The sequence below is a fragment of the Blastococcus sp. TBT05-19 genome, from assembly GCF_003319095.1.
Classification (GTDB): Bacteria; Actinomycetota; Actinomycetes; order Mycobacteriales; family Geodermatophilaceae; genus Blastococcus.
Genome location: NZ_QOHI01000005.1, coordinates 111,112 through 132,364, shown reverse-complemented (window position 1 = coordinate 132,364; position 21,253 = coordinate 111,112). Strand labels below are relative to the sequence as shown.

19 protein-coding genes are annotated in these 21,253 nt (G+C 73.3%); 1 reads left to right on the top strand and 18 read right to left on the bottom strand.

Going from position 1 to position 21,253, the window contains the following annotated elements:
* Positions 1 to 4: 4 nt before the first annotated feature.
* The 8 genes from lspA to DQ244_RS14240 all read right to left on the bottom strand — a co-directional run bounded on the left by lspA (position 5) and on the right by DQ244_RS14240 (position 8,841).
* The gene (lspA, locus tag DQ244_RS14275) at positions 5 to 559 is read right to left on the bottom strand and encodes a signal peptidase II (RefSeq protein WP_199580407.1); all 555 of its coding nucleotides are present in this window, start codon (positions 557 to 559) and stop codon (positions 5 to 7) included.
* 104 nt (positions 560 to 663) lie between these two features.
* Entirely contained in the window at positions 664 to 1,962 is a 1,299-nt protein-coding gene (locus DQ244_RS14270) for an ABC transporter ATP-binding protein (RefSeq protein ID WP_113812161.1), read from the bottom strand.
* A gap of 60 nt (positions 1,963 to 2,022) precedes the next feature.
* The gene (locus DQ244_RS14265; protein WP_113812160.1) at positions 2,023 to 2,856 is read right to left on the bottom strand and encodes a carbohydrate ABC transporter permease; all 834 of its coding nucleotides are present in this window, start codon (positions 2,854 to 2,856) and stop codon (positions 2,023 to 2,025) included.
* The gene (locus DQ244_RS14260) at positions 2,856 to 3,818 is read right to left on the bottom strand and encodes a carbohydrate ABC transporter permease (RefSeq protein WP_113812159.1); all 963 of its coding nucleotides are present in this window, start codon (positions 3,816 to 3,818) and stop codon (positions 2,856 to 2,858) included. The genes DQ244_RS14265 and DQ244_RS14260 overlap by 1 nt, the downstream gene beginning before the upstream one ends.
* A 13-nt stretch (positions 3,819 to 3,831) precedes the next feature.
* Positions 3,832 to 5,187: an extracellular solute-binding protein gene (locus DQ244_RS14255; protein WP_233491450.1), complete on the bottom strand. Its 1,356-nt coding sequence runs from the start codon at positions 5,185 to 5,187 to the stop codon at positions 3,832 to 3,834.
* Positions 5,188 to 5,325: 138 nt separating this feature from the next.
* Positions 5,326 to 6,555, bottom strand: coding sequence for a DUF4032 domain-containing protein (locus tag DQ244_RS14250; protein WP_113812157.1), 1,230 nt, complete (start codon positions 6,553 to 6,555; stop codon positions 5,326 to 5,328).
* A 209-nt stretch (positions 6,556 to 6,764) separates the two neighbouring features.
* Positions 6,765 to 7,265 (bottom strand): hypothetical protein, encoded by a 501-nt coding sequence (locus DQ244_RS14245; protein ID WP_113812156.1) that lies wholly within the window; start codon positions 7,263 to 7,265, stop codon positions 6,765 to 6,767.
* 64 nt (positions 7,266 to 7,329) lie between these two features.
* Positions 7,330 to 8,841 carry a potassium/proton antiporter gene (locus tag DQ244_RS14240; protein ID WP_113812155.1) on the bottom strand — a complete coding sequence of 504 codons (1,512 nt, stop codon included), beginning with the start codon at positions 8,839 to 8,841 and terminating at the stop codon, positions 7,330 to 7,332.
* A gap of 95 nt (positions 8,842 to 8,936) precedes the next feature.
* Here DQ244_RS14240 and ileS point away from each other — a divergent pair, with 95 nt between their 5' ends.
* Positions 8,937 to 12,104 (top strand): isoleucine--tRNA ligase, encoded by a 3,168-nt coding sequence (gene ileS, locus DQ244_RS14235; protein ID WP_113812154.1) that lies wholly within the window; start codon positions 8,937 to 8,939, stop codon positions 12,102 to 12,104.
* 18 nt (positions 12,105 to 12,122) lie between these two features.
* Here ileS and DQ244_RS14230 read toward each other — a convergent pair whose 3' ends face one another.
* From DQ244_RS14230 to DQ244_RS14185, 10 genes are all read right to left on the bottom strand, one after another.
* Complete coding sequence (locus DQ244_RS14230; protein ID WP_113812153.1) at positions 12,123 to 12,644, bottom strand: DUF3784 domain-containing protein; 522 nt, start codon at positions 12,642 to 12,644, stop codon at positions 12,123 to 12,125.
* 106 nt (positions 12,645 to 12,750) lie between these two features.
* On the bottom strand, positions 12,751 to 13,482 hold the full coding sequence (locus tag DQ244_RS14225; protein WP_113812152.1) for a DivIVA domain-containing protein: 732 nt from the start codon (positions 13,480 to 13,482) through the stop codon (positions 12,751 to 12,753).
* Between the two features lie 96 nt (positions 13,483 to 13,578).
* Entirely contained in the window at positions 13,579 to 13,875 is a 297-nt protein-coding gene (locus tag DQ244_RS14220) for a YggT family protein (protein WP_113812151.1), read from the bottom strand.
* A gap of 63 nt (positions 13,876 to 13,938) precedes the next feature.
* Positions 13,939 to 14,667: a cell division protein SepF gene (locus DQ244_RS20175; protein WP_113812150.1), complete on the bottom strand. Its 729-nt coding sequence runs from the start codon at positions 14,665 to 14,667 to the stop codon at positions 13,939 to 13,941.
* 25 nt (positions 14,668 to 14,692) lie between these two features.
* The gene (locus DQ244_RS14210) at positions 14,693 to 15,487 is read right to left on the bottom strand and encodes a YggS family pyridoxal phosphate-dependent enzyme (protein ID WP_113812149.1); all 795 of its coding nucleotides are present in this window, start codon (positions 15,485 to 15,487) and stop codon (positions 14,693 to 14,695) included.
* Positions 15,488 to 15,508: 21 nt separating this feature from the next.
* Positions 15,509 to 16,249 carry a peptidoglycan editing factor PgeF gene (gene pgeF, locus DQ244_RS14205; RefSeq protein WP_199580406.1) on the bottom strand — a complete coding sequence of 247 codons (741 nt, stop codon included), beginning with the start codon at positions 16,247 to 16,249 and terminating at the stop codon, positions 15,509 to 15,511.
* A 27-nt stretch (positions 16,250 to 16,276) separates the two neighbouring features.
* Complete coding sequence (ftsZ, locus tag DQ244_RS14200; RefSeq protein ID WP_113812148.1) at positions 16,277 to 17,575, bottom strand: cell division protein FtsZ; 1,299 nt, start codon at positions 17,573 to 17,575, stop codon at positions 16,277 to 16,279.
* Positions 17,576 to 17,958: 383 nt separating this feature from the next.
* Positions 17,959 to 18,753, bottom strand: a complete 795-nt coding sequence (locus DQ244_RS14195) for a cell division protein FtsQ/DivIB (RefSeq protein WP_113812147.1) — start codon at positions 18,751 to 18,753, stop codon at positions 17,959 to 17,961.
* Positions 18,750 to 20,210, bottom strand: a complete 1,461-nt coding sequence (gene murC / locus DQ244_RS14190; protein WP_113812146.1) for a UDP-N-acetylmuramate--L-alanine ligase — start codon at positions 20,208 to 20,210, stop codon at positions 18,750 to 18,752. The genes DQ244_RS14195 and murC overlap by 4 nt, the downstream gene beginning before the upstream one ends.
* The gene (locus DQ244_RS14185) at positions 20,207 to 21,247 is read right to left on the bottom strand and encodes a glycosyltransferase (protein WP_304557389.1); all 1,041 of its coding nucleotides are present in this window, start codon (positions 21,245 to 21,247) and stop codon (positions 20,207 to 20,209) included. Before DQ244_RS14185 ends, murC begins: the two co-directional genes overlap by 4 nt.
* Positions 21,248 to 21,253: the final 6 nt, after the last annotated feature.

Sequence of the window (21,253 nt, the reverse complement as noted above, 5' to 3'; positions counted from 1 at the left end):
TGCGTTACGCGGCGTCGTCCTCGCTGCTCCGCGTGCCGTCGAACTCGATGCCGCGCAGGGCCAGCAGCACGCCCAGGATGCCGCCGCAGACGATCGCGGAGTCGGCGATGTTGAAGACCGGCCACACCGAGCCGTCGGGTCCGAAGACCGACAGGAAGTCGACGACGCCGCCGCGCAGGAAGCCCGGGTCGCGGAAGATCCGGTCGACCAGGTTGCCCAGCGCCCCGCCGAGGACCAGCCCGAGCGCGACGGCCCAGCCGGTCGAGAACAGCCGCCGGGCGACGCGCACGATCACCACGGAGACGGCCACCGCGATCAGGGTGAGCACGACCGTGAACCCCTCGGCCAGCGAGAAGGCGGCCCCGGTGTTGCGCAGGTGGGTGAGGTACAGCGCCCCGCCGAGGGTGCGGATGTCCTCCCCCGGCGCGATCGTCGCGACGACGACCAGCTTGGTCACGAGGTCGGCGAGCAGCACGCCGGCGGCCAGCGCGAGCAGGAGCCGCGTGCGCGGACGACGCGGGTGCTCGACGGCGGCGGACGCGCCGGGAGAGCCGTCCACCGGTTCGGCGTGCTCGGTCAGGTCGGCTCCTCGGACGTCGCGGCACCGGTGGCGGGCGCACCGCCGGTGCCGACGACGATAGCCGCGGCCGCTGCCCGGCCGCGTTACGCGGCGCCGACGGCGGTCGCCCCGCCGCGCGAGCCGCTCTGACCGTCCTGCGCCCCGTCCTGCCGGCCGCGTGCGGCCTCGAGGTGCTCGAGCCGGTCCTCGGTGGCCTGCCGGGTCAGCTCCGCGCCGGCCTCGGCGTCCCGGGTGAGGTTCTCGCCCGAGTGCGGGTCGAAGACGTGGATCTTGCGGGTGTCCAGCCAGAACTCGGCCTCGCGCCCCTCCCGGATCCGGCTGGTCGAGTCGATGGAGACGATCGCCTGGGTGCGCAGCTCCTCGGAGTCCAGCTCGCGGGACAGCTCGCGCAGCTGCGCGGTGATCGACTCGGGCGCCTCGTAGGGGATGTAGGCGTACTGCGAGTCGCCCAGCCACTCGGTGACGTCGACCCTGGCCCGGAACACCGAGCCCACCGGCCGCTTGGCCTCGTCGACGAGCGAGGCGTCCTCGAAGTACTCCGGCCGGATGCCCACCAGCAGCAGGTCGCGGCCGGCGACCTTCGCGGCCCGCGCCTCGTCGAGCTCGATCGGCCCGAACGGCGTCATGAGGTTGTTGCCCTCGACGGTGGCCGGGAGGAAGTTCATCGGCGGCGAGCCGATGAACCCCGCGACGAACAGGTTGACCGGCTGCTCGTAGAGCTCCCGCGGCGAGGCGACCTGCTGGATCTTGCCCTTGCGCAGGACGCAGACCCGGTCGCCGAGGGTCATGGCCTCGGTCTGGTCGTGGGTGACGTAGACCGTGGTGATGCCCAGGCGCCGCTGCAGCCGCGAGATCTCCGTGCGCATCTGGCCGCGCAGCTTGGCGTCGAGGTTGGACAGCGGCTCGTCGAAGAGGAACGCCTCCGCCTGGCGCACGATCGCCCGGCCCATGGCGACGCGCTGGCGCTGACCACCGGAGAGGTTGGCGGGCTTGCGGTCGAGGTGGTCCTTGAGCTCGAGGACGTCGGAGGCCTCGATGACGCGGCGGCGCACCTCGTCGTCGGCCATCTTGCCCAGCCGCAGCGGGAAGGCGATGTTCTCGAACACCGTCATGTGCGGGTAGAGCGCGTAGTTCTGGAAGACCATCGACAGGTTCCGGTCGCGGGGCGCCTTGTCGTTGACCCGGGTGCCGCCGATGACCATGTCGCCGCTGGTGATGTCCTCCAGCCCGACGATCATCCGCAGCAGGGTCGACTTCCCGCAGCCGGAGGGGCCGACGAGGATCATGAACTCGCCGTCGGCGATGTCGAGGCTGACGTCGTTCACGGCCGGGTAGCCGTCGCCGTACTGCTTGACGATGTTCTTCATCTCGATGGAGGCCATCAGGAGTCGTCCCCTCGGAAGGTCGGAGCGGTGCTGAGTCGGGTGCCGGCGCTCATCGGGTCAGCCCTTGACCGCGCCGTTGGTGAGACCGGCGACGATGCGCCGCTGGAAGAGCAGGACCAGGACGACGACCGGGATCGTGACGATCACCGCGGCGGCGGCGATGGCCCCGGTCGGGTCCTCGAACTGCGAGGCGCCGGAGAACAGACCCAGCGCGGCGGGCACCGGCCGGGCGTTCTCCGTCGAGGTCAGCGAGATCCCGTAGACGAAGTCGTTCCAGGCGATGAAGAACGCGATGATCGCGGTGGTGAAGACGCCGGGAGCGGCCAGCGGCACGATCACCTTGCGGAACGCCTGCCAGGTGGTGGCGCCGTCGACCTGGGCGGCCTGCTCCATCTCCCAGGGGATCTCCCGGAAGAACGCCGACATCGTCCAGATCGAGATCGGGAGGGTCAGCGAGAGGTACGGGATGATCAGCCCCGGCCAGGTGTCGTACAGGCCGATCTGCCGCCACACGTTGAACAGCGGCGTCACGATCGAGATCACCGGGAAGATCGCCACCACCAGCGCGGTGGAGAGGACCAGCTTCTTGCCGGGGAAGTCGAGCCGGGCGATCGCGTAGGCGGCGAACATCGACAGCAGGCAGGAGATCGCGGTGGCGATCAGGCAGATCCCGAAGCTGTTGACCAGCGCCGGGAGGAACAGGTCGCTGGCATTCCCGGTCAGGATCAAGCTGTAGTTGTCCAGCACCGCCCCGTTGGGGAGGAAGTCGCCGGAGTTCAGGTCACCGGCGGACTTGAACGACAGCGCGACGATCCAGCCGATCGGGAACAGGCAGTAGACGACGATCGCCACGCCGCCGATCCACCACCAGATCTTCTCCTTGCGCGACATCAGCGCTCACCTCTCGCGGAAGCCAGGTCGACCTTGAAGCCCTTGATGAAGAGGGCGGCGATGAGCACGACGCTCAGGAAGAGCAGCACCGAGACCGCGGAGCCGAGGCCGATCTCCAGCCGCGAGATGGTCTGCCGGTAGGCCAGGAACGACACCGACTCGGTGTTGTTGGCCCCGCCGGTCATCACGAAGATGCTGTCGAAGACGCGGAAGGCGTCGAGCGTGCGGAACAGCAGGGCCACCATGATCGCGGCCTTCATGTTCGGCAGCGTCACCTTCGTCATCCGCTGCCACCAGGTGGCGCCGTCGACCTTCGCCGCCTCCTGCAGCACCTCCGGCACCTGGGCGAGGCCTGCGAGCAGCAGCAGCGAGATGAACGGCGTCGTCTTCCAGATCTCGGCCAGGCAGATCACCAGCAGCGACGTGCCGGTCTCGCCGAACCAGTCGGTGTCGGCCGAGACCCCCGGTATCCAGGCGAACCAGGAGTTCACGAACCCGGTGTTGATGTCGAAGGCGAACTGCCAGGCGAACGCCGAGACGACGGTGATGACGGCGTACGGGATGAGGATCGCCGCGCGCACCACCGGCCGGATGGACTTCAGCGCCTTGGACATGACCAGCGCCAGGCCGAAGCCGAGCACCAGCTCGACCGCCACGGTGATCACCGTGATCAGCAGCGTCACGCCGAGCGCCTGCCACCACAGCGTGTCGCTGAGGATGACGAGGTAGTTGTTCAGCCCGACGAACTCCCGGTTGGCGGGGTCGGTGAGCCGGTAGGAGAACAGCGACTCGTAGGTCGCCTGGAGGATCGGGTAGGCGGTCACCCCGAGCATCACCAGGAAGGCCGGGCCGGCGAGCAGCCAGCCGAGCTTGCGCTCGGACTTCGACCGGTCGCTGATCTTCCCGTGGGGCGCGGAGACCGGCTGGGTCTTCTCGACCGGGGGCAGCGTCGTCTGGGTCATCGGTCCGTCTCCCTCACAGCAGCTGGTCCCCTCGGAGCACCGCGCTGATCAGCTCGGCTGCGGCCTCGCCGGTGTTCTCGTCCACCGAGGCCGGCGGGTGGTACACCCGCTGGATGCCGCCGGAGACCTCGCTGTAGTACGGGGTCTGCGGTCGCGGCTTCGCCAGCTCCAGGGACTCCCGGATCACCGGCGCCTGCGGGAAGGACTCGAGCACCTCCGGGTCGTCGAAGACCTCCGCCTTCGACGCCGGGTTGCCGTCGTTCACGAAGTAGAACGCCTGGTTCTCCGCCGACGTGATGCACTCGGCGGCCTCGAGCGCGAGGTCGACGTCCGGGCTGAAGGCGCTGATGCCCAGGCTGATGCCGCCCAGCGGCGGAGCGGCCGGCTCGTCCGGGTCGACCCGCGGGTAGACCGCGGCGCCGTAGTCCTCCGGCACCGAGGCCTCCAGCGACCCCGCCTCGACGGCGCCCAGCGCGCGGGCGTAGACGAACGGGTAGTTGACCTGGAAGCCGCCGTTCTCGCTCTCGAACCCGGTGGCCGAGGCGTCCTCGTTCTCGGTGGAGAAGGCGGGGCTCGCCGCGTCGGAGGAGGCGACCAGGTTCATGACCTCGGCCGCGCGCGTCGCGGCGTCGGAGGTGAGACCCAGCTCGATGTCGGCCGGGTCCTCGGCGTTCTCCTCGATGATGGAGCCGCCGGCGGACTCGATGAGCGCGTTGAGCCACACGGTGAGCGACTCGGCCCGGGCGCCCTGGGCGCCGACGAGCTTCCCCTGCTCCTCGGCGGCCTGGACGATCTGCTCCCAGGTGACCGGCTCCTCCATGTCGAGGCCGGCCGCCTCGGCGACCGACTTGCGGTACCAGAGCACCTGCGTGTTCGCCCAGAACGGGACCGCGACGAGCTCGTCGTCCCAGGTGGCCCCTTCGATGGCTCCCTGGACGACACCCTCGGTCACCCGTTCGGCGACGTCCTCGGGGATCTCGGCGAGGAAGCCGGCCGCCGCGAACTCCGGGATGAAGGGCGGGTCGAGGCTCATGATGTCGATCGAGGTGTCGCTCGCGGCGAGGCGGCGGACCAGCTGCTCGCGCTGCCCGGCCGCGTCGCGCGGGAGCACCGCGGTGGAGATCCGGTAGCGGCCCTCGGCGGCGTCGGTGCAGCGCGCGGCCAGCTCGGCCTGCCCGCCGGAGTCGGGGTTGGTGTACCAGGTGAGCGTCGGCACCCCCCCGCTACCGCCGCCTCCGCAGGCCGCGAGGGTGGAGGCCAGGACGACGCCGGCCGCGGCGCCCGCGAGGCGCCGTGGCGCCCGGGATCGCGCGGGGCGGGCAGCCGTCGCCCGCCGCTCCGGCGGGTGCTGGCCAGGGATCTCAGTCACACGCATCGCCTCCGTTGGCGTCCGGTGAGCCGCATGATCTCGGCGTTCTCGGAGCGTGGTACCGCCGTCATTCGGTGTCAAACGGAAGGCCACGCGGCCGTGACCTCGTCGTCACCAACGCCGGCGTCAGGGGCCCCGTCAGCTGCGGCCGGCGATGACCGAGGGGGTGGTCAGCTCCTCGGGGGTGCCCGGCAGGACGGTGTCGAAGTAGGAGCGCGCGGCCTTCGTCGTCCCCACGTCCCGGCCGGCCTTCTCCGAGAGGAACCAGCGGTGCTCGAGCACCTCGTGGAAGACCTCGGCCGGCTCCAGCCGGCCGCGGAGCTCCTCGGGGACCGCGTCGACGACGGGCTGGTAGACCTCCGCCAGCCAGCGGTGACCGGCGATCGTCTCGGGCACCGGGTGCCCGGCCTTCTGCTCCAGGTACGCGCGGAAGGCGCGGACGTCGTTGAGCAGCCGCTGCGCCTGCCGTTCCTGGGCCTCCAGGCCGGTGAGCCGGAACAGCTCGCGCCGGTTGTGCCCGGGCTCGGCGACCCGGGTCTCCACCCGCAGCCGGGTGCCGCCGTCGGTGGTCTTCAGCTCCACCTCGCCGACGTCGAAGCCCAGCTCGTTGAGCCGCTGCAGCCGCTCGGCGACGCGGTAGCGCTGCTCGTCGCTGCGGAAGACCTCCTCCCGCGTCACCTCGTCCCACAGCGACTCGTAGCGCCGCGGCAGGCTGTCGGCCACCTCGATGGGGTCGATGTCCTCGGGCAGCAGACCACCGAACTGCAGGTCCATCAGCTCGGCACCGACGCGCTCGCGGGCCAGGTCGACGTCGTAGTTCCGCTGGCCGGGTGACAGCGACGGGTACCGCTCGGCGGTCTCCGCGTCGACCAGGTAGGCGGCGAAGGTGCCGGCGTCGAGGCGGAAGAGGGTGTTGGACAGCGAGCAGTCACCCCAGAAGACGCCGGCCAGGTGCAGGCGTACGAGCAGCACGACCATGGTGTCGAGCAGCTGGTCGGGCGACTGGTGCCCGCGCGGCCGGGAGAACAGCCAGCGGTAGGACATCGAGTACTCGAGGTAGCGGGTCACCAGGATCGCCGACTGGTCGTCGGGCCGGTCCACGCAGATGCCGAGCACCGAGACCGACGGCAGCCCCTCCCCCTCGAACTGGGCCAGCAGGGCGTACTCGTGCCGGGCCAGGCGCTCGTCGATCTCCTTGAGCGCGTAGACCCGGCCCTCGACGGCGACGAAGCGGACGACGTGCCGGGAGATGCCGCGCGAGGGGACGTCGAGCAGCAGCTCGTGGTCCCACTCCTCGAGCGGCTGGTCCCACGGCAGCGTCAGCAGGCCCGTCGCGTCCGCGGCCGGTGGCCGGAAGAGGTAGCGCATGGCGTTGCTCCGTGGGTCCCGGCACGGCGACCGCCGCCCGGTGCCGGTGCGATCACGATGCCACGCGTCGGTGCCGCTCGCCTGCAGACGCGTCGCGGTCAGAACCAGCTGCATGCGTTCCGGCCGGACCCTCGGCACGGGCCGGGGCGAGGGAGTGGATCGGCCATCGCCTCCCGCGTGTCCGCCACCTTTCTGCGGACCGGCCGAGGCTAGGGACTCCCGGCGGCATGCCTCTCGAGCTGCTCGTCCAGCAGCTTCTGGACGGCGTCGACATCGGTGGACCGCACGATCAGGATGCTCGGGCTGCTCACGCGGCTCCCGTCGCGACGGACGATCTGGAGCTGCGCGAACCCGGCCCAGGTGTTCCACTCCGGCCAGCGGTCCCCCGGCTCGACGTGCGCGCTCTCGACGTCCACCCACGCGTGCCTGCGGAAGATCCTCCCGAACCGCCGGAGCTGCAGACCGTCGTCCGCGAGGACGACGCAGACGGATCCCGGGATCAGTCGCCAGACGAGGGTTCTCGCTGCCGCGAAGAGCACGATGGTCACCCCCACGAAGAGACCGACTCCGAGCCCGTCCGGCTCTCCCGCTGCCGTGGCGATCGCCCCGCACGACACGGCGAGCACCGCCATGGGGCCGAAGACGTAGAACGGCCTCCACACCTCGCGCAGCTCCGGCGCGATGCGCAGCTCGTCGCGCCGGGCAGCCATCCCGCACCCTCCTCGCTCCCGGCACCAGGCGGGCGTCGTCGAGCCGTCCCGCGCTCGGCGGAACCTAGTCCGTCTCGTCGGGGCGGCCGGTCTCGCCGCGCCACATGGCCAGGCGGCCGGCGCGGCTGACCGCCCGCAGCCGGCGCTCGGCCTCGGCCCGCGAGCGCCGTGCCGACACCAGCAGCGCCTGGTCCCCGCGCATGAGCCGGGTGTTCTCGTCGGGCACGAACGACCGCCCCTGCCGCACGATCAGCACGACGGCGGCGTCCTCGGGCAGGCGCAGCTCGGGCAGGTACACGCCGTGCAGCCGCGATCCGGCCGGCACGGTCATCTGCATGAGCTCGGCGTCCAGCTCCTCCAGCGGCGCGGCCTCCACCTGGATCTCCCGCGGCGCCACGGGGGCGGCGATGCCCAGGCGCCGGGCCACCCAGGGCAGCGACCAGCCCTGCACCAGGGTGAAGACGACGACCAGCACGAACACGGTGTCGAAGACCCGCGTCGCTCCCGGCACCTGCGCGGTCAGCGGGAAGGTGGCGACGACGATCGGCACGGCGCCGCGCAGCCCCGCCCACGCGATGAACGCCTGCTGCCGGGCCGGGAAGCGGAACCACACGAGGCTGGCCAGCACCGACAGCGGCCGGGCGAGCAGCAGCAGCGCCCCGCCCACGACCAGCGCCGGGCCCACGGCCTCGGGCAGCCGCGAGGGCGACACCAGCAGCCCGAGCATGACGAACAGCCCGATCTGCGCGAGCGAGGCCATGCCCTCGGCGAAGCCGATGCTGGCCGAGCGGTGCGGCAGCGTGGCGTTGCCGAGGACGAGCCCGCAGAGGTAGACGGCGACGAAGCCCGAGGTGTGCAGCAACGAGGCGCCGGCGAAGGCGAGCACGCACAGCGCCAGCGTGGCCAGCGGGTAGAAGCCGGACAGCGGCAGGGCGACCCGGCGCAGCAGCTCCGCCCCGCCGAACCCGACCGCCAGCCCGAGCACCGCGCCGCCGACCAGCTCGGCCACGACCACGACCGGCACCGTCCACCAGGGGCCCGAGGCGCCCCCGATCAGCACGTCGGACAGGACGACGACGAGCAGGATCACCGGTGCGTCGTTGAGGCCGCTCTCGGTCTCCAGGGACGCGGCCAGCCGCCGGGGCAGCGGGAGCCGGCGCAGCGTGGCGAAGACGGCGGCGGCGTCGGTGGAGCTGATGACCGCAGCCACCAGCAGCGCGAAGGTCCACCCCCAGCCGAGCAGCCACACCGTCACGGCGGCGGTGACGCCGATGCTCACCACCACCCCGACCGTGGCCAGGCTCAGGCCCGGCCCGATGGCGCGGCGCACGTCGGCCCACCGGGTGGTCAGCCCACCCTCGGCGAGGATGACCAGCAGCGCGGCGACGCCGAGGGTCTGGGCCAGCGGGTAGTCCTCGAACTGCACGCCCAGGCCGCTCTCCCCCAGCGCCACGCCGAAGGCCAGGTAGAGCAGCAGGCTGGGGAGACCGAGCCGGTCGGCCAGGCGCAGCGCGACCGCCGCGAGCAGCACGACGACTGCGCCGACGGCGAGGGCCACCGTGACCGTCGTGTTCACCGAGCCCCCGCCATGGGGGCAGTCTCCCGTACCGGGTCGCACGCCGACGGGGACGCACCGGCGAACCCGTTTGCCGGTTCGGGGAGAATGGGCCCGTGAGCGCTCCCACCGGTCCCTTCGCCGCGCTGCCCCCGCAGGTCGACCTCCCCGCCCTCGAGCACCGCATCCTCGATCGGTGGGAGAGCGAGAAGGTCTTCGACCGGTCGCTGGAGGCCTCGCAGGGCCGGCCCCAGTGGAACGTGTACGAGGGCCCGCCGACCGCCAACGGCCGTCCCGGCACCCACCACATCGAGGCGCGCGCCTTCAAGGACGTCTTCCCCCGCTTCAAGACGATGCAGGGCTGGCACGTGCCCCGGCGCGGCGGCTGGGACTGCCACGGCCTGCCGGTGGAGATCGCCGTCGAGCAGCAGCTGGGCTTCGCGGGCAAGCCCGACATCGAGCGCTACGGCATCGCCGAGTTCAACGCCCGGTGCCGCGAGTCGGTGGAGAAGCACGTCGCGGACTTCGCCGACCTCACCCGCCGGATGGGCTACTGGGTCGACTTCTCCCAGGCCTACTGGACGATGGACCCCAGCTACATCGAGAGCGTCTGGTGGTCGCTCAAGCAGGTCCACGAGAAGGGCCTGCTGGTCGAGGACCACCGCGTGGCGCCCTACTGCCCGCGCTGCGGGACCGGGCTCTCCGACCACGAGGTCGCCCAGGGGTACGAGACGCTCACCGACCCGTCGGTGTACGTCCGCCTGCCGATCGTCGACGGCGCGTGGGCCGGCCGGGCCGACCTGCTGGTCTGGACGACGACGCCGTGGACCCTGCCGAGCAACACCGCCGTCGCCGTGAACCCCGAGGTCACCTACGTCGTCGCGCGCCCCGCCGGCACCGACGACGTGCCCGTGGTCGTCGCCGAGCCGCTGCTGGCCGCCGTCCTCGGTGAGGACGTCGAGGTGCTGGGTCGCGCCCTCGGCCGCGACTGGGAGCGCACCCACTACCAGCGGCCTTTCGAGCTGGTCGACTTCCCGGCCGGCGAGGACGCCCACTTCGTCGTCCTGGCCGAGTACGTCACCACCGACGACGGCACCGGGCTGGTGCACCAGTCCCCCGCGTTCGGCGCCGACGACCTCGCCGTGTGCCGCGGCTACGGCCTGCCGGTGGTCAACCCGATCGACACGACCGGCCACTTCCTGGCCGACGTCCCGCTGGTCGGCGGGCACTTCTTCAAGGCCGCCGACGCCGCGCTGGTCGAGGACCTGAAGGCGCGCGGGGTGCTGTTCCGCGAGATCCGGTACGAGCACAGCTACCCGCACTGCTGGCGCTGCCACACGCCGCTCATGTACTACGCGCTGCCGTCCTGGTACATCCGGACCAGCGCCATCAAGGGCCGGCTGCTCGCCGAGAACGAGAAGACCAACTGGTACCCGGAGAACATCAAGACCGGGCGCTACGGCGACTGGCTGAACAACAACGTCGACTGGGCGCTGTCCCGCGATCGGTACTGGGGCACCCCGCTGCCGGTCTGGCGCAACGAGGACGACCCGGCCCGCATGGTCGTCGTCGGCTCGCTGGCCGAGCTCTCGGAGCTGACCGGCCGCGACCTGTCCGACCTCGACCCGCACCGGCCGTTCATCGACGAGGTCACCTTCACGCTGCCCGGCGAGGCGGGGACCTACCGGCGCGTGCCGCAGGTGATCGACGCCTGGTACGACTCGGGCTCCATGCCCTTCGCCCAGTGGGGCGCGCCGTACCGCAACCAGGAGCAGTTCGAGGCCGCCTACCCGGCGCACTTCATCGCCGAGGCGATCGACCAGACCCGTGGCTGGTTCTACTCGCTCATGGCCGTCGGCACCCTGGTGTTCGAGCAGAGCTCCTACGAGAACGTGCTGTGCCTGGGCCACATCCTGGCCGAGGACGGCCGCAAGATGAGCAAGCACCTGGGCAACATCCTCGAGCCAATCCCGCTCATGGACCGGCACGGTGCCGACGCCGTCCGCTGGTTCATGCTGGCCGGCGGTTCGCCGTGGTCGGCCCGCCGGGTGGGCCACGAGACGCTGTCCGAGGTCGTCCGCAAGGTGCTGCTCACCTACTGGAACACCGCGAGCTTCTTCACCCTCTACGCCGAGACGAACGGCTGGGACCCGGCGTCGGCCCCCGCCCCGGCGCGCGCCGAGCGCCCGCTGCTGGACCGCTGGGCGCTGGCCGAGCTCGCCGCCGTCACCCGCGACGTCACCGCCGCCCTGGAGGAGTTCGACACCCAGGGCGCCGGGCGGATGCTCGCGCAGTTCGTCGACGACTTGTCCAACTGGTACGTCCGCCGCTCCCGCCGCCGCTTCTGGGACGGCGACCCCGCAGCCCTCGGCACGCTGCACGAGGTGCTCGACGGCCTCACCCGGCTCATGGCGCCGTTCACGCCGTTCGTCACCGACGAGGTGTGGGTCCGCGCCGTGGTCCCGGGCCGGGCCGGGGCGGGCGGGTCGGAGGTGCCGGACTCCGTGCACCTGGCCTCGTGGCCGGAGGTGGACACCGACGCGCTGGACGACACGCTGGTCGCGCAGATGACGCTGGTGCGCCGCCTGGTGGAGCTGGGCCGGTCGGCCCGCACCTCCGCCAAGGTGCGCACCCGCCAGCCGCTGGCCCGCGCCGTCGTGGCCGCGCCGTCGTGGTCGGCTCTCCCCCGCGACCTGGTCGCCGAGGTGGCCGACGAGCTCAACGTCACCGAGATCCTCGAGCTGGCCGCCGTCGGCGGTGACCTGGTCGACGTCAGCGTGAAGATCGACTTCCGGGCCGTCGGCCGCCGACTCGGCAAGCAGGTGCAGGCGGTCGCGCAGGCGGTCGCCGCCACCGACGCCGCGGCCCTGGTCGCCGACTACCGCGCGGGCACCGCGACCGTCGACGTCGACGGCACCCCGGTGGCGCTGGAGGACGGCGACCTGATCGTCACCGAGACGCCTCGCGAGGGCTGGACGGTGGCCAGCACCGGTGGGCTCACCGTGGCCCTGGACCTCACGCTCACCCCCGAGCTGGAGCGGGCCGGGCTGGTGCGCGAGGTGGTCCGCCTGGTGCAGGAGGCGCGGAAGAACTCCGGCCTCGAGGTCAGCGACCGGATCGAGCTCCGCTGGACCGCCGAGGGCGCGCTCGCCCAGGCGCTCGAGGAGCACGGCGAGCAGCTGGCCGGAGAGGTGCTGGCCGTCGCGGTGCACGCGGGCACGGCGGGCGACGGCGACGGCGTCGAGGGGCCCGAGGGCTCGCGGTTCTGGGTGACGAAGGCCTAGGGCCGGAGGCCCCTGGCGTCAGCGCCCGTTGCGGCTCGCGCGGGCCCGGCCGGCGATCGTCCGGTCGGGCCGGCACGCGGCGCATGGCGTGAAGCCGTCGGTGCGCGCCTCGTCCAGCGGCAGCGGGATGGTGGCCCGCGAGCCGACCCAGGAGCAGCCGGCCACGTGGTAGCGCGGGTGCTCGTCGACCACGAGCACCTCGTCCTTCAGGTCCACGATCATCAGCAGGTCGGTGACCTCGACCTCCTCGACCGGCGGGTCCACGACCGGGAGCGGCGGCTCGGGCTCCACCGCCACGGGTGCGGCCGGCTCCGGCGTGCTCGGGGCGCTGCCCGCGGCGACCGGCACCTGGGCCGGCTGGGCCGCCGCCTTCTGCGCCTTCGCCCGCGCCGCGATGTTCCGCCAGGCCACGACGAGGAGCCCAGCGGCGATGACGCAGGCCGCGACGCATCCCCAGAACAGCGCGTTCGCGCCGGTCGACAGCCCGGCCACGAACAGCGCGAGGCCCACCAGCACGAGGACTCCGGCAGCCAGGATCACGCCGCCACCTTAGGGGCGCACCGGGCAGGACCGCCTGTTCGACCGCCCGGAACGACGAGAGGGCCCCCGGAAGAGTTCGTCCGGGGGCCCTCTCGTGCGTGCGGTGTCAGGCGGGGGCGTGCTGGTTCTGCCGGCCCACCGTGGCGGGCTCCGCCGAGCTGCGGCTGTCCAGGTCGCGCAGGTGCGACTCGAGGAAGGACCGCAGACGCGTGCGGTACTCGCGCTCCATGGTGCGGAGCTCCTCGATCTTGCGCTCCAGGCTCGAGCGCTTCTCCTCGAGGGAGCCCATGGCCTCGACGTGCCGGCGCTCCGCGTCCTGCTCCAGGGCGGCGGCCTTCGCGCGCGCCTCGCGCTCCATGGTCTCGGAGCGGGTGCGGGCGTCGCCGATCATCGAGTCCGCGCGGTGCTTGGCCTCGGTGACCATCTGCTCGCTCTTGGCGCGCGCCTCGGTCATGAGCCGCTCGCTGTTGGTCTTGGCGCTGCCGAGCATCTGCTCGGCCTGCGTCTTGGCCTCGTTGACGTACCGGTCGGCCGTCTCGGTGGCCAGGGCCAGCATGCGGGAGGCGCGGGCGCTGTCGTCCTCGCGGGTCTGCTGCACCGGCGGTGCGGCGACGACCGGGGCGGGCGCGGGAGCCGGGGGCTCCGGCCGCTCCTCGGCGCGCGGAGCGGCGCCGCGGCCGGCCCCGGCGCGCAGCTCGTTGTTCTCCTCGATCAAGCGGGCCAGTTCGGCCTCGACGACGTCGAGGAAGGCGTCCACCTCGTCCTCGTCGTAGCCCCGCTTGCCGATGGGCGGCTTCTTGAAGACGACGTTGTGCACGTCGGCAGGCGTGAGTGGCATCTCAGGTCACCTCAGGTCGGACGGCGGGCACAGGGACGTTCTCTGACGAGCGGGACTGGAATCGCCCCGCGTCCCTACCCCGGAAGTACGGAGCGGTCACGCGGTGTTCGCCAGCCCGAGCGTGATGCTCCGGAGGATCACCACGGCGATCAGCAGCACCATAAACCCGAGGTCCAGTCGGATGGACCCCAGGTTCAGCGGCGGGATGACCTTGCGCAACGCCTTGAGCGGCGGGTCGGTGGTGGAGTAGACGACCTCGAGCCCGGCCGCGACCAGGCCGGACGGACGCCAGCTGCGCGCGAGCACCATCACCCAGTCCACGACGAACCGCGCGAAGAGCAGCACGAGGAAGACGAGCAGCACCGATGAGACGATCGACCAGAAGAGAGCCACAGTCCTCGTTCGTTCAGGGCACCTCCGGTGCCGCCTCCAGCGGTGTCACCGCTCCGCCACCGGTCAGGACTTGTCGCCGAACCCGCCTTCGCGGATCTTGGCCTTGTCCTCAGGGGTGACGGCGACGTCCTGCGGGCTGAGCAGGAACACCTTCGCCGTGACGCGCTCGATACTACCGCGCAGGCCGAAGCTCAGACCCGCGGCGAAGTCGACGAGCCGCTTCGCGTCGGCGTCGTCCATCTCCGTGAGGTTCATGATGACCGGCATGCCGTCGCGGAAGCGCTCGCCGATGGTGCGCGCCTCGTTGTACGTGCGCGGGTGCAGCGTGGTGATCCGGTAGGACTTCGCGGCCGCGGGCGTGGGCGCGGGGGCCGGCTCCGGCTCCGGGGCCACGACGGGCTCGCGGACGAGGGCCGCGGCGGCGCTCACCGGACCGGAGCTGTGCACCGGGGCGGAGCCGTGCGAGGCACCACCCAGGCGGGCGGCCGACGAACCGGAGGCCGTCGGGGCCAGGCCCAGCGTGCGGGGCGCGACCCGGCGCACCCCGATCGGCTCGGGGTCGCGGACGGGGGTCTCGGCCAGGGCCGGCTCCTCGTCGTACCCGGCGCGGGCGTAGTCGTCGGCGTACGCCGGGTCGGCGTAGTCGTCGTCGTAGCGGTCCTCGCCGTACCGGCCGTACCGGCCGTGGTCGAGATCGTCCGCGGACCGGGCGTCGTACCGGCCGTAGGCCCGGGTGTCGTCGTCCTCGACGAGCCCCAGGTAGATCCCCATCCTCCGCATGGCTCCAGCCATCGGACCTCCCCCTCTGCTGGTGTCCTCAGCGTCGCGTCTGCACGGTCGTCACATCGTTCCCAGGCGTTCGGGTCGCCTGCGGCCCGTGTGACTGCTGTGACTCGCGTGGCTGGTGTTCCTCGAACTCACCGCAGGGTAGGGCGCGCGCGCCGAACAACGCGGTACCGACACGCACGAGCGTGGCGCCGGCCGCGACCGCCGCCTCGAGGTCCCCGCTCATGCCGGCCGACAGCTCGCCGGCCTGCGGGTGGTCGTCGCGGACCCGCGCCGCGAGCGCTGCCAGCCGGTCGAAGGCGGCGGCCGGGTCGCCCTCGCGGGGAGCCACCGCCATCAGCCCGCGCAGCCGCAGGCCCGGCAGCCCGGCCACCGCGTCGCAGAGGGCCGGGACGTCGTCGGGCGCGGCGCCGCCGCGCGCCGCGGCCTCCCCCTCGGGGCCGCCCAGGTCGACCTGGACGAACACCTCGACGGGACCGTCCAGCTCCTGGCCGGCCCGGTCCAGGGTCGCGGCCAGCGCCTCGCGGTCGACCGAGTGGACGACCGCACCGGTCCGGGCCACCGCCGCCGCCTTGTTGCGCTGCAGCTGTCCGACGAAGTGCCACCGCAGGTCGACGCCGGACAGGTCCCGCGCCTTGCCCAGGAGTTCCTGCACGCGGTTCTCGCCGAAGTCGTGCTGGCCCGCGGCGGCGAGGGCGCGGACGTCGTCGGCGGGCCAGGTCTTGCTCACCGCGAGCAGCGCGACCCCGGCCGGATCACGACCGGCCGCCCGCGCGGCGGCGTCGATCCGGGCACGGACCGCGCGCAGGTTCTCCGCGAGGGTCATGGCGGCCATCCTGCCAAGGGCCTAGGGCCGCGCGTCCAGCCAGACGAGCCCGGCCTGGCGGCCGGTGACGCCCTCGCGGCGGTGCGAGTAGAGGGTGGGGTCCTCGGCGGTGCAGCGCGGGTCCTGGACGACCTCGGGGATGCCGGCCCTGCGGAGGATCTCGGCGATCCCGGCGCGCAGGTCCAGGCCCGGCGTGCCGGCCCGGGTGCGCACCGCCGCGGCGGGGGCGACGCGGGCGACGTCGGTCTGCATCTCCTCGGGCACCTCGTAGCACTCGCCGCAGACCGCGGGACCCAGGAGCGCGGTCACGTGCCGCGCCTTCGCGCCGAGGCTGGCCATCGCCGACAGCGTCGCCGGGACGACGCCCTTCCGCACGCCCTCGCGGCCGGCGTGCACGGCAGCGACGACGCCGGTGTCGTGGTCGGCCAGCAGCACCGGCACGCAGTCGGCGGCCAGCACGCCGAGCACCAGGCCCGGGGTGGCGGTGACCAGCGCGTCGGTGTCGGGCAGCGGACCGTCCTGCGGGCCGTCCACGATCGCGACGCCGGTGCCGTGCACCTGGGACATCCAGACCAGCCGGTCCTCCCCCACGCCCAGCTCCCGGGCCACGCGGGCCCGGTTCGCCGCCACGTCGGCCGGGTCGTCGCCGACGTGGTCGCCCAGGTTGAAGGAGTCGTACGGGGAACGAGAGCGGCCGCCCCGCCGGTCGGTGACGACCCTGCGGGGTCGCACCGCCGACGAGGCGGCCGTGTCGGTGCTCATGTAGGCGAAGCCTACGAGGTGACGCGCTCAGCCTTTGAGGAACTCCGGGATGTCCAGCTCTTCCTCGAAGTCCTCGTTCGACAGCGGGCGGCGGCCGTTGGCGGCCGGACCCGGGATCGGCGGGAGCGGCGGCACGGTGATGCCACCACCACCGGGACGCCCCGGCGTGCCCGACCCGCTGGTGGGGGCCGGCGCGAGCCGCTCCCCCGCCGGCGGGACCGACGACTGGGTCGCCTGCGGAGCCGCGGCGGGCACGGGTGCCGGCGGCGGCGTGGTCGCCACCGGCGGAGCCGCGACCGAACGGCGGTGCGTCGCGAACGGCGAGGCCGCCCCCGACGACGGCGCGGTGCTCGTCGCGCCGTCCTTGCGGGTGTTCGGCCGCCCGCCGTCGAAGCCGGCGGCGATGACCGTCACCCGCACCTCGTCACCCAGGGCGTCGTCGATGACGGCGCCGAAGATGATGTTGGCGTCCGGGTGCGCGGCGTCCGACACCAGCGAGGCGGCCTCGTTGATCTCGAACAGACCGAGGTCCGACCCACCGGAGATCGACAGCAGGACGCCGTGGGCGCCCTCCATCGAGGCCTCCAGCAGCGGGCTCGCGATGGCCTGCTCGGCGGCCAGCAGCGCACGGTTGTCACCGCGCGCGCTGCCGATGCCCATCAGGGCCGAGCCCGCACCGGACATGACCGACTTGACGTCGGCGAAGTCCAGGTTGATCAGACCCGGCGTGGTGATCAGGTCGGTGATGCCCTGGACGCCGGACAGCAGCACCTGGTCGGCGGTGCGGAAGGCGTCCATGACGCTCACGTTCCGGTCGCCCAGCTGCAGCAGCCGGTCGTTCGGGATCACGATCAGCGTGTCGCACTCGTTGCGCAGCTCGTCGATGCCCGACTCGGCCTGCACCGCGCGCCGCTTGCCCTCGAAGGCGAACGGGCGGGTGACGACGCCGATGGTCAGCGCTCCCAGCTTGCGAGCGATCGAGGCCACGACGGGGGCGCCACCGGTACCGGTGCCACCACCCTCGCCCGCGGTCACGAAGACCATGTCGGCCCCCTTGAGGACCTCCTCGATCTCCTCGCGGTGGTCCTCGGCGGCCTGGCGCCCCACGTCGGGCTGCGCGCCCGCACCGAGGCCCCGGGTCAGCTCGCGGCCGACGTCGAGCTTCACGTCGGCGTCGCTCATGAGCAGCGCCTGGGCGTCGGTGTTGATCGCGATGAACTCGACCCCCTTGAGGCCGACTTCGATCATGCGGTTGACCGCGTTCACCCCGCCGCCGCCGATGCCGACGACCTTGATGACCGCTAGATAGTTGTGCGGAGGTGTCATGCGGCGCTCCCCAACTGGACCCTCATCCTCAAGTTCAGCCTTACAGTTATGTCAACTCGTTGACGTGGAGAAAGCTAGGTGGGGTCACGGAGCGGTCACAAGCACCCCGTCCGGCTCGGCGTGTCGGTAGGCCCGGATCGCACCAGGCGCTCGCGACACGGTGGTCACATCTGCCTCACGAACCGTGACGACTCGCCCCCCGAACGTCTCATGCCGGGGTTCAGGGACGGCGGACGCGGGAGACGAGAAACATCCGTGAACAGATCGCGTGTCGGGCGTGTCGCGGGGACGGGCGTGTCGGTCGACGTGCTGGTCACGACCGCTGCGGAGGCGCGCGGCGACGCTGTGCCACCGGGCGCTGCGACACCCTCCGCCGCGGACCGCTAGCGGAGGACGACGGCGTCGGGCGCGCTGACGTCGATGACGGCGGCCGGGTCCAGCTCGCCGTCGCCGATCCGGTCGAGCAGCGCCACGACCACGCGGCCCTTGGTCGCGGAGTCCTCGGCGTCGCCCCAGCGGACGACCGTGCCGTCGCGCATCGTCAGCTCGATCGCGCGCGCATCGGGCACGGCCACCTGGGCGACGTCCTCGCGCAGGTCGCGGGGCAGCGTGCGGATGGCCGCGATGCCGGCCTGGGTGGCTGGGTCGTCGGTACCGGGCTCGGCCACCTCGAGGGGGACGACGCCGCGCGGCGGGTCCCCGGTCACGGTGTCGAAGAGGACGCCGTCGGCGTCCACGAGCGACCGCCGGCCGGGTTCCCCCACCACCGCCACGGGGACGCGCTCGGCGACGGTGATCACGATGCGGTCGGGCCAGCCCCGCGCCGCCTGCACCGATCGGATCTGGGGCAGCTGCGCCACGCGGTCCTCCACGGCGGCCACGTCGACGCGCAGCAGCGGCACGCCGTCGGGCACCCGCGCCACCTCGCGGACCTCCTCGGCGCTGAGCGTGCCGAGACCGTCGACCTGCACGGTGCGCACCGCCAGCACCGGCCCGAGCCAGAGCAGCCAGCCGATCAGGGCCAGGACGGTGAGCAGGGTGGCGGCCTGGAGCGAGCGCCGCTGCCGGGTGCCGAGCGCGCGGCGGTTGGGCAGCGGGGTGGCCCCGGCGCCGCGCCGCTCGGCAGGCCGGCGCCCGCCCCGCGTGCGGTCCCGGGTGGTGCGACCGGCGCGGTTCACCGTCCGGCGTCCGCCCCGTCGTCCGTCCCCGCCGTGCCCTCCGCGGCGTGCAGGGCGTCGAGGACCTCCGGGCCCACCATCGACACGTCGCCGGCGCCCATGGTCATGACCAGGTCACCCGGCCGCGCCCGCGCGGCCAGCGCCGGACCGGTGGCCGACCAGGACGGCTCGAACAGCACGCGGTCGGCCGGCAGCGGGACGGCGTCGGCGACCATCGCGCCGGTCACGCCGGGCACCGGGTCCTCGCGCGCGCCGTAGACGTCCATCACCACGACGTCGTCGGCCAGACCGAGCGCGACGCCGAAGGCCTGCGCGAACTCCTGGGTGCGGCTGTAGAGGTGCGGCTGGAAGGCGACCACCAGCCGCCCCTCCCCCGCGACCGCGCGGGCCGCGCGGAGCTGGGCTGCGACCTCGGTCGGGTGGTGGGCGTAGTCGTCGTAGACCCGCACCCCGCCGGCGACGCCCTTGAGCTCGAACCGGCGGTGGACGCCGCCGAAGCGGCCGAGCCCCTCGATCAGCGCGTCGGCCGGCAGGCCCAGCTCCAGGCCGGTGAGCAGCGCGGCCGCGCTGTTGCGCGCCATGTGCTCCCCCGGCACCTGGATGCGGACCCGGCCCAGCTCCGTGCCCTCGAGCACCGCCGTGTAGCTGGTGCCCTCGGCCGCGACGTCGAGGCCGGTGAGCCGCAGGTCGGCGTCCTCGGCGGTGCCGTAGGTGCGCACGCGGGCCGGCGTCGGCACGGTGCGCAGCCGCGCCGCCCCGGGGTCGTCGGCGCAGAGGACGACGAACCCGGCCGGGTCGACCGTCTGCAGGAAGCGGTCGAAGGCGGCCTCGACGGCGGCGAGGTCGCCGTAGTTGTCCAGGTGGTCGGCCTCGACGTTGGTGACGATCGCGCAGAAGGGCGAGAGCAGCAGGAAGGAGCGGTCGCTCTCGTCGGCCTCGGCCACGAAGACGTCGCCCTCGCCGGCGTGCGCGTTGCTGCCGGACTCGTTGAGCGTGCCGCCGATGGCGAAGGACGGGTCGACCCCGCACGCCTGCACCGCGACGGTGAGCATCGAGGTGGTCGAGGTCTTGCCGTGGGTGCCGGCCACGGCGATGCTCCGCCGTCCGGCCATCACCGCGGCGAGGGCGACCGCACGGGGCAGCACCCGCAGGCCCCGCTCGCGGGCGGCCACCAGCTCGGGGTTGTCCGGGCGGATCGCCGTGGACACCACCACGGTGTCGGCGTCGCCGACGTGCCCGCCCTCGTGCCCGAGCTCCACCCGCGCGCCGAGAGCGCGCAGGGCGAGCAGCGTCGGGCCGTCCCGGCGGTCGCTGCCGGAGACCCGCACCCCGCGGGCCAGCAGGATGCGGGCGATCCCGCTCATGCCGGCACCGCCGATGCCGATGAAGTGCACCGCGCCCAGCTCGGGCAGCGTGGGCACCGGTCCGGTCCAGGCCGCTACGTCGGAGGCGCTCACGAGGTCGTCACCCCGCAGACGATGTCAGCCAGGCGCTCGTCGGCGTCGGGCACCCCGGCCGCGGCGGCGTGCCGGGCCAGCCCGGCCAGCGCGGCGGGATCGGTGAGCAGCGGCAGCAGGGTGCCGGTGATCCACCCGGGGTCGAGGTCGGCGTCCTCCACCAGCAGCCCGCCGCCGGCCTCGATCACCGGCAGCGCGTTGCGGCGCTGCTCGCCGTTGCCGATGGGCAGCGGGACGAAGGCCGCGGGCAGCCCGACGGCCGACAGCTCGGCCACGGTCACCGCGCCGGAGCGGCAGAGCGCGAGGTCCGCGGCCGCGTAGGCGAGGTCCATGCGCTCCAGGTAGTCGACGACGACGTAGGGCGCGCGGCCGGCGGGCCGCTCGGGCACGACGACGCCGGTGTTCTTCGGCCCGCGGGCGTGCAGCACCTGCACCCCCGCCTCGGTCAGGGCGTCGGCAGCCGCGACGGCGGCCAGGTTGAGCGTGCGGGCGCCCTGCGAGCCGCCGAAGACCAGCAGCGTCGGCCGGTCGGCGTCCAGGCCGAACGCCTCCCGCGCCTCGGCCCGCAGGCCCGCGCGGTCGAGGGTGGAGATGCTGCGGCGCAGCGGCATGCCGACGTGCTCGCCGCGGTGCAGCGGGGTGCCGGGCACGGTGACCGCGACGCGGGCGGCGAGCCGCGCGCCGATGCGGTTGGCCAGCCCGGGCAGCGCGTTCTGCTCGTGCACCACGACCGGCACCTTCGCCCTGCGTGCGGCGAGGTAGGCCGGCAGCGCCACGTAGCCGCCGAAGCCCACGACGACGTCGGCCGCGACCTCGTCGAGCACCGCCCGGGTCTCGGCCACCGAGCGGAGCACGCGGCCGGGCACCCGGAGCAGGTCCGGGGTCGGCCGGCGCGGCAGCGGCACCGGCGGGATGAGCCGCAGGTCGTAGCCGCGCGCGGGGACCAGCCGGGTCTCCAGACCGCGCGCGGTGCCCAGGCAGGTGATCCGCAGGTCGGGCCCACCGCGGCGGCGCAGGGCGTCGGCGAGGGAGAGCATCGGCTC

Coding starts and splice junctions, on each gene's coding strand:
- DQ244_RS14250 (WP_113812157.1), bottom strand. CDS start 6,555: ATGCGCTACCTCTTCCGGCCACCGGCCGCGGACGCGACGGGCCTGCTG.
- DQ244_RS14245 (WP_113812156.1), bottom strand. CDS start 7,265: ATGGCTGCCCGGCGCGACGAGCTGCGCATCGCGCCGGAGCTGCGCGAG.
- DQ244_RS20175 (WP_113812150.1), bottom strand. CDS start 14,667: ATGGCTGGAGCCATGCGGAGGATGGGGATCTACCTGGGGCTCGTCGAG.
- pgeF (WP_199580406.1), bottom strand. CDS start 16,249: ATGAGCACCGACACGGCCGCCTCGTCGGCGGTGCGACCCCGCAGGGTC.
- DQ244_RS14270 (WP_113812161.1), bottom strand. CDS start 1,962: ATGGCCTCCATCGAGATGAAGAACATCGTCAAGCAGTACGGCGACGGC.
- DQ244_RS14225 (WP_113812152.1), bottom strand. CDS start 13,482: ATGCCACTCACGCCTGCCGACGTGCACAACGTCGTCTTCAAGAAGCCG.
- DQ244_RS14210 (WP_113812149.1), bottom strand. CDS start 15,487: ATGACCCTCGCGGAGAACCTGCGCGCGGTCCGTGCCCGGATCGACGCC.
- DQ244_RS14185 (WP_304557389.1), bottom strand. CDS start 21,247: ATGCTCTCCCTCGCCGACGCCCTGCGCCGCCGCGGTGGGCCCGACCTG.
- ftsZ (WP_113812148.1), bottom strand. CDS start 17,575: ATGACACCTCCGCACAACTATCTAGCGGTCATCAAGGTCGTCGGCATC.
- DQ244_RS14260 (WP_113812159.1), bottom strand. CDS start 3,818: ATGACCCAGACGACGCTGCCCCCGGTCGAGAAGACCCAGCCGGTCTCC.
- DQ244_RS14265 (WP_113812160.1), bottom strand. CDS start 2,856: ATGTCGCGCAAGGAGAAGATCTGGTGGTGGATCGGCGGCGTGGCGATC.